We start from the raw sequence: 16,199 nt of genomic DNA on the forward strand, positions 1-16,199 counted from the left end.
CTCACTCTTCTGCTCTTTCGCTCATTAAAGTAGTAAGTTCTACGAATTCGGCTACGCTCAGTTGCTCGGCGCGTTTTTCCATAAAGCGGCTGGCAAGAGCGGATTCGGGGGGATTCAATGGTTTGAGGGAATTCCGCAGCGTTTTCCGTCGCTGACCGAATCCGTGCTTCACCACCTGCGTAAATTTCCGGAAATCACAACCCAGGTCCGTAACGTCGTTACGCCGGAGGGTAAGCACGCCCGAATGCACCTTTGGCGGGGGATTGAACACGTCCGGCTCTACGGTAAACTCATACGTTATATTGTACCAGGCCTGCAACAGTACACTCAAAATCCCATAGTCTTTATTACCCGGCCCCGACGCGATACGCTGCGCCACTTCCCGCTGAAACATGCCCACTACCTCGGGAACCCGGTCGCGCATGTCCAGTACTTTAAAGAGAATCTGGGTCGAAATATTGTACGGGAAGTTGCCGATTACGGCGAACGACTCCGTGCTGTCGGGCTGTTTGGCGGGCAGGTAATCCGGACGTATATTCAGAATATCAGCCGACAGAATGCGTCCCTCCAGCGCCGGGAAGTGCTCCTTCAGGTACTCCACCGATTCGCGGTCAATTTCGATGACGTACGTCTCGAACGACGGTTGAGCTGAATCAGGTGGAGTCAGCAAGAACTGCGTCAGCACGCCCATCCCCGGCCCAATTTCGAGGACTTTTTTGTAGCCTCCGTGGCCCGTCAGGAGTCCGGCAATGCGCTGGGCAATACTTAAGTCAATCAGGAAATGCTGACCGAGTTCTTTTTTTGGCTTTACGAGCATGATAGCGGTGGGTTTCGGTCTCGTCGGCGAGCCGGTACAAAGGTACGGGGCTACGCGTGAATAATCAGCTATCTTCCGGAATGGGTGGGCTTCTTTAGGCAGAGTGGGGTAATTTGGCGGAAAACCCGCTTTATGACACAAAACGGCAGGAAGACAGTTGCCGGATTTTCCGTCGGAGTTGATTCAGGCTTACGAATCTTTGTTTACCATATCTCACCAGTCATATCCCCTGTAACAAACGAAAAATTGTAATGAAAAAGAGCGAAAAGACAGAAGAAATCAATTTGAAATACGAAAAGTGGCTGATCGCTTTTAAACTGAATACCCTTGTTTACTACAGTGCTTGGGGGGCTGATTCGACGGATGATCGTAATGACAAACTATGGATCGATGACCAGCAGCGCATTCTGTTGACAGAAGATTCGACCAAATCGATAGATGCAATCATATCAAAAGCGTTACCCGCCTTCGATGCAGAGAATCTAACGAACTGGGCATTGGAACACAAAGTCAACAAATCCTCATTCAAAGATAGCGCCCTGACCAATTTCGATAATTTAATACGGAAGGTAGACATCATCAGGTATGATAACTTACACAAGATCAGTCCTAAAGTCGCATCAGATGTTGTCAACTTCATCAACTTGTTTGGCGATTACACATACCAAACCAAGGATGATTTTTTGCTGAAAATTCACAGCAATCCTTCGGTTCGTATCTTTTGGGAATTCATGTATGACGCCTATTTCTGGACGATTCCACCAGAAGAACTAAAAGAAAGGCAGGAAGAACTTTTGAGGGGTTACGATGCTGGGCAATGCAAGGAAGCCTTGCAGGAAATGATACGAGTATTCATAAGTCGTTTTTTTATCATTTCGCCCGCCAACTGAACACGGTTTCGCTGAGCCTGACCTCCACGAAGTACACGCCACCGTGCGAACGCCCAACGTAAGGTCACCATATAAGGGGCTGTTGAACGAAACGACCATCTGCCCGCTAATGGGTCGTCAATAACTCCTTTTTGGGTTATTTTTACACTAAAAAGACCCTGATGGCTACGATAACGTTAGAAATAGACGACGAAAAACTCCCTTTTTTCAACGACCTGATCAAGCATTTTACGTTTGTAACAATTCAGGAAACAGAGTTGGATGAAGACACCGATGAGCAGGTAAAAGAAAATATTCGGGAGGGCATCAAAAATATGCACCTTGTTGAACAGGGACAGAGTGAAAGTCGCCCGGCCCGCGAATTTTTGACTAAACTATGAGTTATCAGGTTCGGACTATCGATAATTTCGAGCGGGAAGCAAAACGACTCAAAAAGAAGTTTCACTCGTTGAAAGACGAAATCAGTCAGTTGATTGACGCCCTGGAAGCAAATCCCTTTCTAGGTACGCCATTGCAGGATGGCTTCTATAAGATCCAAGTTAGGCATCAAATCGAAGGGGAAAGGCAAACAGGGCGGAGCCAGGGTCATTACCTGCGTTAAAATTATTGCTGAAACCGTTTACCTCGTCTCGATTTACGATAAATCTGAACAGTCAGACATTTCTGATAGCGAATTGGATACTCTCCTGAACGAGTTACCAGCATTATAAACTCTACTTTCGCAACGCAAGCGGGCCAGGATTTTTAAATCCTGGCCCGCTTGCGTTAATTACTGCTTCACCACCCGTCGCCTGAAGACGGCTTCACCGATCCTGACCTCCACGAAGTATATCCCACTGGGTGCGTATTTGAGGTCGAGGGGTTGCTGGAAGGTATCCGTCGTCTTCTGATGCGTTTGCTGGACGATTTCCGTACCTGCCACCGTACGAACGCCCAGCGTGAGCGCACCGCGCAATGGACTACTGAACATGACCATCATCTGACCATCGCTGGGGTTAGGCGTTACCTGAAGGGCCTGTTCGGCCAACGGCGTAGTAGCGGTGACCGCCCCTACCCGCACATTAACCGTTACCACCGCCGACGTGCTGCACAGGTCCGTTCCCGAACCCGATACGGTGTAAGAAGCGGTTTGTGTTGGCTGGGCTACTACCTGAGGTCCCAGCGTGGCATTCAGGGCCGGGCCCGACCAGGTATATAGACCGGCACCCCGCGCATTGAGCGTAACGGTTTCGCCGGGGTTGATGAATATGGATGAAGCCGCCACCTGTACCGAGGCTTTCTGTCCCACACGAGCCGTGATATCGTGCGCTACGTTCAAGCCCAGACTATCTGCATAGCGTAGCCAGTTACCCTGCCGGTTTTGCTGCCAGGAGGTAGCAAACAGCGATTGACCATTTTTGGTCGTGATAACGGCCACGGTATCGCCCGCTGCATACGGAAACGATACCCCGACGTGGAAGGGTAAACCGCTGACCGGCACATTCCGGTCGAAGGTTACGGTAGTGGCCCGGTTAGCGGCTACATCCGCCAGAATAGTACGCAGGGGTACATCTTTCTGGCCCAGTATGGCACCGGGGCCGCTCTGGAAACCACGCCCGTTCCAGACTGTTATCGTTACAACCGATTCAGAAGAGGCTCCTTTGGCCGCTTTGGCGACGCCGAATTTCAGGGCGGCACCAGCCAGATTCAGGTAACCCAGTTTGTTGGCAAAAAACTCCGAAACAGCCTGCACCCGACGGCCGTTCTGACCAGCCACGTAGCCTATCCGACTGGTGTCGCGCAGGATGGTAGGCGTTCCGTTGAAATTGGTGATGTCTGTGCAAAGTCCCTGATTCAATACTTCGATGTATTGTGAACGAACTAAGGGTTCTGATTTGCCAGCTGCGTTGGCAACTACCAGCGATACGCCAAACACCCCCGGTTGATTATAGGTAACTACCGGGTTTTGCTCGTTTGAGGTAGCAGGCGTTCCCCCCTCAAACGTCCACTGCCAGGATGTAGGAAATCCGCTGGAGAGGTCGTTGAACCGGACCGAGCCACCCAGCAACACCTGCTGGGCTTCGGCGCGGAAGTTGGCCACGGGAATTGTCGCCACCACAGAACCGCACACACCAGAGGTTAGCAGGCTATTTCGGCGGGGACTGATGTCCATCACTGCCCGCATCCTGGCTTTTTGGGATAGCGTGAAGATGTTCATGCACGCATCGTTCGAATAGTCCATATAATCCTGCACCAGATTGGTTGCTCCGCAACTGACCTGGCCTATTGGGCACCCCCGACTTTCGGAAGCTTGCGGAGGAGTATCATCGCAGAAATCGTCGCCACAATTAGTATCACCCCAGATGTGGCGCAGTCCCAGCCAATGGCCCGTTTCGTGAGTCATGGTGCGGCCCAGGTTGTACGTGCTGCGCATGGTGGGGAAATTCCCCTTCTCCGAGTTACCGAACGAACGATAGTCGATAACAACCCCATCCGTACTGGCCGGTCCCTCCGTCGGGATACCCGGCAAATTGGACTTACTCGGAAACTGCGCGTAACCCAACACTGACCCACCCCCGGCTACCGGTTCGTTCAGGTCTACTACCCATACGTTGTAATATTTGTCTGGGTCCCAGAAAGTGGTGGGTTTCAGGACGCCTTCAATGTCATTACGATTCCAGTTGGCCCGCGCTCCGTTGTACCGGTCAATACCCGGTTCGGCCATGGGCTTCCCCTGCCGGTCGAGCACGGCTGCACAAAATTCAATTTCAATATCGGCACCAATGGGGTTGGCATTGAATCCCCGGGTGTTGGGGCGCCGACGGAAATCTTCATTCAGGGTTTCAATTTGCGACTGCACCTGGGCCTGACTTAGATTTCGCCCGGCCCCCGTCACTTCACCGTTATGCACAATGTGAACGATAATCGGAATGGTAATGACGGGAGCCGCAGGCAACCGGCCCGACTTCCTTTGCTGGTCAATAACCGTTAATCGTTGTTGTAGCTGCCGCTCGAAATCGTTGAGCGTTCCCAGTTCGGGGTGGCGCGCCCGCAGCAGGCTATCCATTTCCATAGTGGCACACTGTGGCTGGGCTGGAATCGTTTGCGCCTGCATGGCTGGTTTCAGCAACAGGAGTAGCAACAGGCTGAGTAGTAGTCTGAACATGCGCCTATTTAGTCGTAACGGGGTTGAACGTAAACCGATAGCTGGCATTGATGTCCGGAAAATAGTATTCAACCGTCATCGTCTGAGCCGTTAGGTTTTTTATTTTCCAGGGATATACCCCGTTGAGCAGGGGAATGTAAAATTGCAGGGATGCATTGGCATTGACCAGCGTCCAGGTATCCGTTACGTATACATCCGGGTCTCCTGCATTACATTTTGTAGCTCCTTCACTGACTTCAAGTTTATGCTCTGCGTCGGCGTAAAACGTCAGCAAATCATCGGTAATGCAGGGATTGGCATTGAGTTGATTTACCGGAATTACCTGCGAGGCATTGCCATCGTCGATAATCTGTATCGAAACCATTTTCCAGGTTTTCTTTTCCGTCCCCGTCAGCAATTGTGAGTAGGTCGGAACGACGGGTTCAATCTTTTCTGAGCACCCGCCGAGTATCCAGCCAACCACCCCTGGAATTAGTAAAAAGCGTAAAAATTGTCGCATACTGTCAAATCGTTAAAAGTCAATTGTGCCTCACTGGGGCGTGTAGGTCTGGGTATAGGTAAGAGTCGTGTCTTTACCGCTATTGAGGGCCAGCGTAAACTGAAGATTCAGGGTAATCCTGCGGTCTTTGGGATTCCAGGCACCGGTTCCGGCGATTTTGTCCGTCGGCCCCAGTTCCGGATTGGTTTGCGAGGGTACCGTAAGCGAGTTATCGCCGTTGTCGATAAAGGTCAGGGTGGGACGCTGGGCATCGAAACTCAGGAACGGAATACCCAGGTTCCAGCTACTCAGGAGGTAGTTTTTGCAGTCGGTACTGGTAATCTGAATATCTCGCACGGTAGCGGTTTGCGCACCGTATCTCTGGGTTCCCGTGTACGTTCCTCCGAAGAGACAGTCGTCCTGGATAACGAAGGTCAACTGTTTCCCCACAATGTTATTCTGCCCAAATCCCACCTGTAACGTGCTGGGTGTAACGCTGGTGAGCGTGAACGTGAGCGACTGCGATTCGAGAATGTTGTTGGCGTTGTTAATGAGTTTCAAAACAATATTTCCCGTACTCTTATTGGCCGGAATAACCACCTTTCCTTCGGTGCTCTGAATGGTGTAATCCCTCCCGGCACGGGCGGTACCACTCACGGTGTAATTGATGGTGATGGGCTCGTTCAAAATCGGCCCAACGTTGTGAACCTGAATGGAAACGGGCTGGCTGTAACTTTCCTTGTACGTCACCAGCGTATCCGTAAAGCGGACAAAATAGGGTCCTTCGAAGACGCGATTGACATCACTGGTTTCGCAGGCAACCGATAGCCAGCCAATCAGCGCGATGGCAATTCCCGTTAGCCCCCAGTGGCTTATTCGGTATAAAAAGGTATGCTTTGTTAGGTTTTTCATGTCTCTGCAGGCAAGTAAGCCGTTGCGTTAGTAACCAGGATTTTGAACCAGGGCGGTATTTAGCTGAATTTCCCGCTGGGGTATCGGCCATAATTCGTAATGGCTGTCCCAATTGGGCGAAAAGGCAGACATTACTGCCTGTACCCGGCCCGTTCTGACCAGGTCGTACCAGCGCTGCCCTTCAAACGCCAGTTCGTACACCCGCTCCCGCTCCACCGCCAGCAACACATCCGCCTGGGCCGTGAGGGTTATGGCTGGAGCTTTGGCTCTGGTGCGTAGTACGTTCAGGTCGGCAACGGCGCCGGTGGCTCCCGTTAGCTTTCCCTGCTGCGCCCTTGCTTCGGCCCGAATCAGGTATAGTTCGGCCAGCCGTATGTACACAATATTGTTGTTATCTTCCGACGCGGTGCCATATTTCCGAACGGTCCAGCCATTATCGCTGGCTCGTTGCTGCTGGGCATTGAAGGTAATGGTCTGGCTTCGCGTACCAGCCTCGGTCGAGATGAGAGCCGCTACCAACTGGTTTGACGGGATAACTTCCCGGCGGCCAACGAGCAGGTTATTTAGGCCGGTGGCCGATGTTCCGGGGTCGTCGCTCAACGCATAGCCCACTTCCAGCACGGATTCAGTCGTGAAATCTTTGGTAACAACGTCCGAGTAATTGGTCAACAGGGTATATACGCCGGAAGTAATTACCTGCGTGGCGAGTGCTTCAGCCTGCGCCCAGTTTTTCTGATACAGGTAAAAACGGGCCATAGCCGCCCGGCAGTTTGTTTTATTCAGATAGGTAGCGTTGGTGGTAGCGTTCGTTGAGGTAGCATCCACAGCGGGCAAATCGGTGAGTGCGGCCTGGTAATCGGCGAGTACGGAAGCCAGTATGTCAGCTTTGGCCGTGCGGGCTATCTGCGTGTTGGTCTGGTTGTCGGTAGTAGTTACTTTGGGAAGGTCGCCGTAGGTATACGCGCCGATAAAATTAGCCCAGCCCCGCATAAACCTTGCTTCAGCCAGCACCTGTTTCCGCGTGTCGTCTTTTACTCCGCTCACGTTCGGCAATCGCTCCAAAATAAAGTTAGCCACGTAAATGGTGCTGAACAGGTTATTCCAGAGAACATCCACCACATCATTGGTTGCCGTAATTCGTTTGGTTCCAAACTGAATGTAGTCGTTGAACGTCCCGTTGGCCTGGATGTAATCGGCGGTGAAATCACCCGCAATCATGTTGGAGGCACCCATACTCCGAAACGCATTGTACAAGCCAATCCGAACGGGCTGCACATCGTTGGGTTCATTCAACACCAGGTCATCAACCAGTAAGTCGACTGGTTTAGGCTCCAGTATCTGCTGGCAGGAGGCCAGAACAGCGAGTGTCAGAACGATACTATATCGAAAAAAACGAATCATGTTATCCTTGTTGTCTTTGCCCGTGGGCATTTACTAAAAACCAATGGTCAGGCCTACAAACACCGTTTTCACCTGGGGAAGGGTGAAGAAGTCAATTCCCTGAGCAGCCGTTGAACCGTCCAGTGTACTCACTTCGGGGTCTGGCCCGGAGTAATTTGTCAGTGTCCACAGGTTAGTGGCCGATGCGTAAATCCGGGTGTTGGTTATCTTAAACCGCTCAATCCATTTTTTGGGCAGGTTGTAGCCAACCGACACATTTTTCAGGCGTAGAAAAGAGCCATCCTCCAAAAAGCGGCTACTGAGGTAGTTATTGTACGTATCCTGAAAAACGTAACGGGGTACACTGGTAATATCACCCTCTTTTTGCCAGCGTTTCAGGGCCTGCCGCGATTGGTTACTCTGAATATCGGCCCCGGTATTGACTAACGTTGTGTTCGTAAAATTAAGAATACTGTTGCCATACGAGAACTGCAGGAATACACTCACATCGAACCCTTTCCAGGAAACCCGGTTAGTCAGACCACCGTACAGTTTTGCCTGGGCATTACCAATCACCTGTCCATCGTCGGGGGTGATTCGACCATCGCCGTTTTTATCGTCGTAGATAGCATCGCCCGTCGCGGGGTCAACCCCCAGAAATTTCAGCCCCCAGAACGTTCCCAACGGCTGGCCGGGCAAAATGACGTTCGTGTTAGACACACCATTACCCGAATAACCCCGGAAAACGGGCTGGTCGGTAGCCAGCGATATTACTTTGTTCTGATTGTGCGAAATATTAAAGTCGGTACTCCAGCGCACCGCCTTGTTGATGTTCACGCTCGAAATCGTCAGTTCCACCCCCCGGTTGGATACCTCGCCAATGTTGCCCTGCACGGTACTGAAACCGGTTGTTTGCGGAATAGGCTGGGCAAACAGCAACTTATTGGTCAGGTTGTCATACGCATCGACGGTAAACGTCAGTCGACCGCTGAAGAACGAAGCATCCAGACCAATATTGGCTTCGCGGGTGCGTTCCCATTGCAGGTTCGGGTTCGCCAGGGCGGCCGGGCCAACGCCCGTGGCTCCGCTGTAGGTAGCCGAGGCCCAGGTACCCAGAAACTGGTAATCCCCAATCTGTTCATTCCCCGTAAACCCGAAGCTGGTCCGCAGTTTCAAATCGTTCAGGAAGCGGAATTGCTGCATAAACGGCTCAGACGATATGCGCCACGCAACGGATGCCGATGGGAATAAGCCAAACCGCCGGTTCTGCCCGAACCGCGATGACCCGTCGTAGCGCGAAGTGATCGTAGCCAGGTATTTTTCGTCGTAATCGTACCGTACTTCGCCAATGAGCGACACCAGACCATTACGGTTTTTGTAGGAGTCGCCCTGGTCTACAATCCCTGCCGACCGGATATACGTAAAGTCATCGCTGGGGAACAGGCGTCCCTGTAGGCTTCCTCTCCGTTCAAACTGCTGCTGTAGCTCAAAACCAGCCGTTCCGCTGAAATGGTGTTTTTCGGCCAGTTGGTAACTGTAATTCAGGGTGTTGGTATTAACAATTTTGGAGACGTTGGCACTGCTGAAAACGCCGTACCCCTGCCCGCCCACGCTGGGCAAAAAGCCCCCAATGGCCGTGGTGGATGGCTCGAACTGATCTTCGGTGATGTTATTGTAATCCGCACTTATCTTCGAGCGGAAACGCAGGTTTTGGAGGATTTCGTATTCACCGTAAAGTCCGACCAACATCTTGATAGTGTAGGTTTCAAAGCGTGGTAGCACTGCCTGACCAACGGGGTTAAAATTGGGAAACCCCCCGTATTCGGGGTCATTGGGGCCATACAGTCTGCCCTGTTCGTTGTAGGGTGAATAGTAGGGTAAACTCTTCAATGCACCCGAGTAAACCCCATCCAGGAAGTTATCGCTTTTCACCCGCTTGTTTTTCACCTGCGACAGTGTCAGGTTCATCCCAAACGACAGCTTGTCGGTGGCTTTATGATCGAACTTGAACTGACCAGTGTACCGGGTAAACTGACTGTTGAGCTGGATTCCCTGTTCATTGCGATAGCTGCCACTGAGGTAAAACTGCGTCTTGTCATTACCCCCCTGGGTAGATAACTGGTACTGCTGGTAAACGCCTTTGCGCAAAACGGAGTTAATCCAGTCGGTATTCTGCCCATCGGTAACCCCTCTTATGAGGCCCAGCTTGTCGGGGTCCTGACCGGCATTAATCACCGCTTCCCGCTGCAAGTCCAGCAATTCGGTAGCGTTCAGCAGGTCGGGCCGACGAATAATATCAATCATACCCTGCTGAACATCGGCCGTAAATTTCGTTTTCTGGTTGGCTTTCCCCCGTTTGGTGGTTATCAGCACCACACCATTAGCCGCCCGCGACCCGTAAATAGCCTTGGCCGACGCATCTTTCAGGACGTCGATACTCTCAATGTCATTGGGGTTGAACAGAGCCAGCGCATTATCCGTCTGGCCCCCAAATTCACGTCCGCCCAATGCGCCGTTTTCGACAGGTACCCCATCGACAATGAAAAGAGGACGATTACTGGCCGAAATAGAGGTGTTGCCACGTATGCGAACCATCAGTCCACCACCGGGCGTACCCGACGACTGCGATACCTGCACACCAGCCGCCTGCCCCTGTAGGGCCTGGTCGAAACTGGCCACCGGAATATCTTTGAACTTATCGGGTGAGACGGACGCAATGGAACTGGAAATATCCTTTCGCTGGGTCGTGTTATACCCCGTCACCACTACCTGCGTCAGTTCATTGATGGATTCCTGCATCTGGATATTAATCGTAGTGCGATTGCCAACGGCAATTTCCTGCGATATAAGCCCGATGGAGGTAGCAAGCAGTGTAGCGGCACTGCCCGGAACGTTGATAGAGTAGTTCCCATTGGCATCGGAGCTAACGCCATTGGTGGTGCCTTTCACCTGAATATTCACACCGGGCAGTGGTTGTCCATCCTGCACCGATATAACCCTACCCGTTATACGAACGCCCTGCGCCAGCAGGCAACCCGGTAGTATGGCCAGCATAACTGCCCAGATAATAGCCCTGTAAAATTTTCTCATGTATAGATTATACGCCAAATGAAAGCGGTTTGAGGCAGGTTTGTTAATCAGGAAAACAAAGTACTAAAAATAGGGTAAAAGCTACTTTTTTCAAACGAAAATAGTATCCTGCATCGTATACACCTGTTAATCTTCAATGGCGTAAAAAACAAATTCCCGCTTATAAACCAGTTTGTACACCCGTTAGTGGTCCATACTAACCCCGTCGATACGCCTTTCTGGTGGGGTAATTGCTTTCTGCTCAGGCTGGCGCATAAAAAAGCGACTCTCCCCGATACGAGGGAGAGTCGCCCAAAATAAATGGGGTTGAACTTACTTTTTGGGGTTTGTGGTTGGTGCGCTGCCCGCAGCGGGAGAGTTGTATTTTAACTCGTTGTCCGGCACATCCCAATAATCCAGGAAATTATATTCAATTGTAGCGTTTGTGTTTAGCTTACCCGCTTTGTCGATAACAACTGCTCCTTTACGACCTCCGCCATTGGCCACCGGTAAGATTACCCCCAACCGGCGGGCATCGTAGAACGATAGACCACGGAATATCAGCCCCACCCGTCGCTCCCGGCGCAGTTCTTCCTGCGCCTGAGCAAGCGTCAGACCAGTACCCGCCACCGGGGCCAGGCCAGCGCCCTGCACAGTCCGAACGGCATCAATCGACTTCAGGCCATCTTCAATACTACCCGTGTTGATGAGGGCTTCGGCTTTCATGAGTTCGTTTTCTTCGTAGCTACCGGCCAGGTATAACTCCGTAGCTCCCGGCGACCGGTCGCTGATGACCGTTACCCCCGCCAGTTTGTTACCCCCATCCACCAGCTGCCAGCGTGTGTTGAAGGTATTGCCCCGGCTGCTTTCGCCAATCCAGGGGCTAGTCCGCTGAATGAAGTTGTTGGCTAACCGCTTGTCGCCCGGTTTGAAATCCTGAATCAGGCGTTCGCTGATTTTGTAGGTAGCCCCGCCCGATGGGTCACCGGTCGATTTGGCGGCTACCGTACCCGTTTGGGGCGCCAGAAAGTCACCGTTAGTGTTGGAGCGTCCGGTAAACACATTGTCGGACGCCGTGATGCCGCTGTTGGTTAAGGTCAGAATCTGCCCCCACTGAGCGGCCGTCATGGCCGCCGTTGTGGTATTGACCAGCAGGTTACGAGCCTTGAGTGTATTAATGTTGTGTTTCCACATATCGGTTGTGGGTACTTTGCCTTTGCCAACCTGAATAAAATCGGGAATGAGTTGCGTCATCACGACGGTATAATCGGCCGATGTACCAATCGTTGTTAGTAAGGCTGCGGCTTTATCGAGATTGACATTGGCTTCGTCAATCATCTTTTCCTTCGTCACGTAGTTACCGTTCGTACCATTGGCAGCACTATTGATTATGCCGGCGTAATAGATTGACCCAATGTGTGAGTAAGCAAATCCTTTCCACCAGTATGCCCACGCCTGAATGGTGGCTTTTTTCACTTTGGCATCGCCCGTGTAGGCCACCTGCTCCGACAAATCCAGCACTTTATTCATCTGGCTATTGAGCGAGTACATGTACCACCACTCGTGAAAGAGGGGATTAGCACCCTGATTGGCGTTGACATTGACCTGACGGATAAGGGCAATCTGCGTGTTGGGGGCGTTGGGATTCAGCACTTTGGTACCATCGTCCAGAATAACATAATCCGGTGCGCCAATCTGATTACCAAACTGGTTGGCCGCTTCTTCGCCCACTACGTCGCCCATCAGGGCATGTACGCCCATGGCCCCAGACCAAAAGTACCCCGGGATACCGTCGTACAGGTCCGTTTTAATCTCACGGGAGCCATTCACGTAGGCTCCACCCTGCGCCAGGTTTATAATACCATTCTGCGTATTGGCACTACTAACGGTAGGCTGGTTTGGGTTCTTAACGTCTAATTGTTCTCTACAGGCGGTGGCTAAGCCTACCAGCAGTAAAGCCGTTATTATAGGTGTATTTTTCATCGATAAATCAAAGAAGTTTTTAGTAAGAGACAGTACCCCGAAGCCGGGGCGATGCCATAAACAAGTTTAGAGACCAATGTTCAGGCTTACCTGATACGAGCGCAGGTTGGGCATGGTGTTATGGTCCGTACCCCGGTCCCAGGCCGAGTTGCCCGTTCCTGAGCTAACCTCGGGGTCGTAGCCCGTGTACTTGGTAAACGTCAGCAGGTTACGACCCGACACCACCACCTGCGCCCGCCGAAGCACGGGCAGGTTTACGAGCTTGCTCAAGTCGAGACCAACCTGTACGTTCCGTAACCGTACAAACGAGGCATCTTCGTAAAAATAGTTTTTGGTGCCGTTGGCGGCCCGCTGCGCGTATACGCCCCGATAGAAAGCCGTCCAGGCACCCGTCTGCCCATCAATGGTGATGGGGTTGGCATAGTCCGCATGAATACCATCGCGGTACATCCACTCTTTAGTCTGGTTGTAGATATGACTGCCATTGACCCAATCGAACTGAAAACCAAACGTCAGATAGTTTTTGAAGGTAAAGTCGTTGATGAACGACATGTTGAACTTCGGGTTTGGGTCGCCGAAACTGTACTTGTTCGCCGAGAAAAACGGTTGCTTCGTTGCTTTGCTGACAACCAGTCCGTTGCTGGCTACGGTGTAATTTGTCTGCTGGTCGGGCGAGATGTAGAAGTTGCCGCTGGGGTCTTTCTCATCCACCGCGTGAATATCCACATAACCATACAGTTGCCCGATTTTTTCGCCCCCTTTCAGTACGTAGTTCGTACTACCCGCGTTGGAGAGCACAACCACTTCGGCTCCGCCTTTAACACTCGTAATTTTTGATGTCTGACGACCGAAGTTCGTCGTCAGGTTCCACGAGAAATCCTGGGTGCGTACAAGCGTAGCATTCAGCGATGCCTGATACCCGTTTGAGGCCAGGGAGAAGGCGTTGTCTTTAATCGAGTTGATACCCGAAGATGGAGCCGCGCTCACGTCGAAAATGGCATTATCGGTCGAGCGATCCCAGTACGTGGCCGATAACCGGACGTTGTTCAACCAGGAAGACCCTTTCAGCAAGCTTATCGTCAGGTCGGTACCAATTTCCAGTTCGGATGAAACCTCCACATCAAGGTCTGGATTTGGCTGGCTGGCTGGCGTATAAAACGAGTTTGACGTGCCCAGGGTCCGGGTGTTGAGTACCTGATACCGGTCGAACGGCCGGGGCTGAATACCCGCCTTACCAAAGGCAGCCCGCAGTTTTAATTCGGGAATAATATTGGTAATTGGGCTGTTTTCCCAGAATTTAAGCGCCGATGGCCGGAAGAAAATGTTTCCCCTCGGAAACGTAAAGGGTTTGGAAGCCTGCCCAAAGGCCGACGAGAAGTCGGTTCGGAACCCACCCGCAATACCCACAACATCCCCAAAATCAATCTGCTGATTAACCAGGTAACCGTACGTAATGAACGGCTCGGTATAATCCTGCACGATTTTGAACGTAGAGGCCTGAGCTGCGGTAAACGGTTCATACGTAGGCAACGACAGGCCGTAAGTGTAATACTGGCGATAGAGCCGGTTCCGGTAGTCGAAGGAAATCTGGGTAGAGGTCGTTATGGGAACGTTCATCTTAAAATCCTTCTGGAAATCAGTCGTAAAGAAGGCCGATGCCAGGAAGTTCTGATACGTTGTGTTCAGGCTGCGGTTGTCAACTTCACCCTTGGCATCTGTTGCGTAATTACCCCAGTAGTTGCTGCCGTTGTAATACTGTACGTTTCGGTTGGCCGACTGGTTGGGGTAAGTGGTAATGATTTCCTGCCGCGAGTAGTTGATACCATATTTGGCATCCAGCGTCACAAACTTATTAATCTTGTAATTCAGGTTCAGGTTCTGGATTACGTCGAGCCGGTTATCTTTTCTGTCGGTATACCGCTGCCAGTAACTTGGGTTGTTGTGGTTTACACCCACCGCGTCACCATAATAAATACCGGGATTACCATCGGTATCGAGGGCCGCAAAATCAGCAAAAGGCCGGGCGTTGTTCACCGCAAATAAAATACTGCGGTCGTTCGACTTTATGGTGCTATTGGTGTATATCAACTGGGTAGTGCTGCGGAAGGTCAACCCCTTTGCCAGTTCGACCCCCAGGTTGGTGGAGATATTGCTGCGCTGATACCCGCCATTGTTGATAATGTTGCTTTCCTGTTTGTTGTTGGAAGCCGATATGGAAAAGTCAAACCGGTCGCGCCCGCCCGACAGGGAGAGGGAGTTATTATACGTATTGGAAGGCCGGAAGAAATACGCGTAATGGTCCTGGTACTTCAGGTTAGCCGTGTAGGGCTTATCGGCTTTATTATTCACATCAAGCGGGTTATACTGCACGTTCGCACTATAAACCAGCGTGTTGGGATCAAAGGTGAGTGGGTTGCCTTTAGTGTCGACAACGTTGTTTTGAGCATCCACCACAAAGCCGTTGTACTGCGATTTGGCCACGCCCCCCACGTTCAGGTAGGTGTTGTTGGTAATACTGGACGAGGCATCGATATTTAGTTTTCCGGCTTTACCTTTCTTGGTAAATACCTGAATAACGCCGTTGGCTCCCTGCGCTCCGTAGAGGGTAGCTGCGGCCGCACCCTGTACTATCTCAACCCGGTCGATGGTGTTGGGGTCAATACTGCTCAGCAAGCTGGTGGGGTTGTTATTGAGGTTGCCGTTGGTATCATAACTGGAGGCATCCACCTGAACCCCATCAATGAGCAGAATAGGCGCTGTACCCCGGTTGATGGTGTTGATACCGCGCAGCACAATATTGACTGGTGAACCAGGGGTACCGTTGCCACTGGAAATCTGCGCACCGGCAATTTTACCAACCAATGCCTGATCGATGGAAGCTGTTGGCGTTTGAGGCAGGTTTTTCGATGAAACCGATTCAACCGCAATGCCTAACTTACGCTTGTCGGTAGCGACCCCGACACCCGTAACCACCACTTCGGAAAGCTGCCGGGAATCAGACGTCAAGCTCACGTTTATTTCTGATTCATTGCCGACCTTGATTTCCTGGGTGGCTACCCCTACAAAACTAAATACCAGCGTAGCCCCTTTACCCGATGGCATCGAGAGGTCATACAAACCGTTAGCGTCCGTTGTTGTACCCCTGGTTGTCCCTTTTAGTACAACTGCAACACCTGGTAGGGATGTCCCGTCTTCGGCTGATGTAACCTTACCGATTACCCGTCGGTCCTGCGCCCAGGCAGTTAAGCTAACTGAGCCGATTAACAGGAAAGTCATTAATAGAATTCTAATCATTGTTTTAGTTTGTGTTTAGCCAAGAAAATCCTTCTTCAAGCCACAAATTTAAACAATGAAAAAATCGCTTTAACATTTTATAAAAGTAAATTCTTACCAGAGGAAATTAGCAAACTAGCCACTACAAGCAGAATATTATTCTGTTTAAAGCCTTTACCAGTAGCAACGGAAAATTATATTATTTCAACTTAACCATTTAAACAAAATAATGTATGCAAAATCACGCTCAAT

At 51.3% G+C, this 16,199-nt stretch carries 12 protein-coding genes; 4 read left to right on the top strand and 8 right to left on the bottom strand.

The window, feature by feature from the left end; all coding sequences use genetic code 11:
* Position 1 precedes the first annotated feature (1 nt).
* The gene (gene rsmA, locus B156_RS0108315; RefSeq protein WP_018619220.1) at positions 2–817 is read right to left on the bottom strand and encodes a 16S rRNA (adenine(1518)-N(6)/adenine(1519)-N(6))-dimethyltransferase RsmA; all 816 of its coding nucleotides are present in this window, start codon (positions 815–817) and stop codon (positions 2–4) included.
* 251 nt (positions 818–1,068) lie between these two features.
* Between rsmA and B156_RS0108320 the strand changes: the two genes are divergently transcribed.
* The 4 genes from B156_RS0108320 to B156_RS32480 all read left to right on the top strand — a co-directional run bounded on the left by B156_RS0108320 (position 1,069) and on the right by B156_RS32480 (position 2,417).
* Positions 1,069–1,707, top strand: coding sequence for a hypothetical protein (locus B156_RS0108320; protein WP_018619221.1), 639 nt, complete (start codon positions 1,069–1,071; stop codon positions 1,705–1,707).
* Positions 1,708–1,868: 161 nt separating this feature from the next.
* The gene (locus B156_RS0108325; RefSeq protein ID WP_157626957.1) at positions 1,869–2,087 is read left to right on the top strand and encodes a hypothetical protein; all 219 of its coding nucleotides are present in this window, start codon (positions 1,869–1,871) and stop codon (positions 2,085–2,087) included.
* Entirely contained in the window at positions 2,084–2,308 is a 225-nt protein-coding gene (locus B156_RS28920; protein ID WP_342664408.1) for a hypothetical protein, read from the top strand. The genes B156_RS0108325 and B156_RS28920 overlap by 4 nt, the downstream gene beginning before the upstream one ends.
* Positions 2,226–2,417, top strand: coding sequence for a type II toxin-antitoxin system RelE/ParE family toxin (locus tag B156_RS32480; RefSeq protein WP_342664405.1), 192 nt, complete (start codon positions 2,226–2,228; stop codon positions 2,415–2,417). Before B156_RS28920 ends, B156_RS32480 begins: the two co-directional genes overlap by 83 nt.
* Positions 2,418–2,476: 59 nt before the next feature.
* Here B156_RS32480 and B156_RS0108335 read toward each other — a convergent pair whose 3' ends face one another.
* The 7 genes from B156_RS0108335 to B156_RS0108365 all read right to left on the bottom strand — a co-directional run bounded on the left by B156_RS0108335 (position 2,477) and on the right by B156_RS0108365 (position 15,968).
* Positions 2,477–4,852 (bottom strand): M43 family zinc metalloprotease, encoded by a 2,376-nt coding sequence (locus B156_RS0108335; RefSeq protein WP_018619223.1) that lies wholly within the window; start codon positions 4,850–4,852, stop codon positions 2,477–2,479.
* A 4-nt stretch (positions 4,853–4,856) separates the two neighbouring features.
* Complete coding sequence (locus B156_RS0108340) at positions 4,857–5,351, bottom strand: hypothetical protein (protein ID WP_018619224.1); 495 nt, start codon at positions 5,349–5,351, stop codon at positions 4,857–4,859.
* 30 nt (positions 5,352–5,381) lie between these two features.
* Positions 5,382–6,242, bottom strand: a complete 861-nt coding sequence (locus B156_RS0108345) for a hypothetical protein (RefSeq protein ID WP_018619225.1) — start codon at positions 6,240–6,242, stop codon at positions 5,382–5,384.
* Positions 6,243–6,269: 27 nt separating this feature from the next.
* Positions 6,270–7,673, bottom strand: coding sequence for a RagB/SusD family nutrient uptake outer membrane protein (locus tag B156_RS0108350; protein ID WP_018619226.1), 1,404 nt, complete (start codon positions 7,671–7,673; stop codon positions 6,270–6,272).
* A gap of 3 nt (positions 7,674–7,676) precedes the next feature.
* Entirely contained in the window at positions 7,677–10,712 is a 3,036-nt protein-coding gene (locus tag B156_RS0108355) for a SusC/RagA family TonB-linked outer membrane protein (RefSeq protein ID WP_018619227.1), read from the bottom strand.
* A 312-nt stretch (positions 10,713–11,024) separates the two neighbouring features.
* Entirely contained in the window at positions 11,025–12,674 is a 1,650-nt protein-coding gene (locus tag B156_RS0108360) for a RagB/SusD family nutrient uptake outer membrane protein (protein ID WP_018619228.1), read from the bottom strand.
* Positions 12,675–12,740: 66 nt separating this feature from the next.
* Entirely contained in the window at positions 12,741–15,968 is a 3,228-nt protein-coding gene (locus tag B156_RS0108365) for a SusC/RagA family TonB-linked outer membrane protein (RefSeq protein ID WP_026260694.1), read from the bottom strand.
* Positions 15,969–16,199: the final 231 nt, after the last annotated feature.

This window comes from Spirosoma luteum DSM 19990, from assembly GCF_000374065.1.
GTDB lineage: Bacteria > Bacteroidota > Bacteroidia > Cytophagales > Spirosomataceae > Spirosoma > Spirosoma luteum.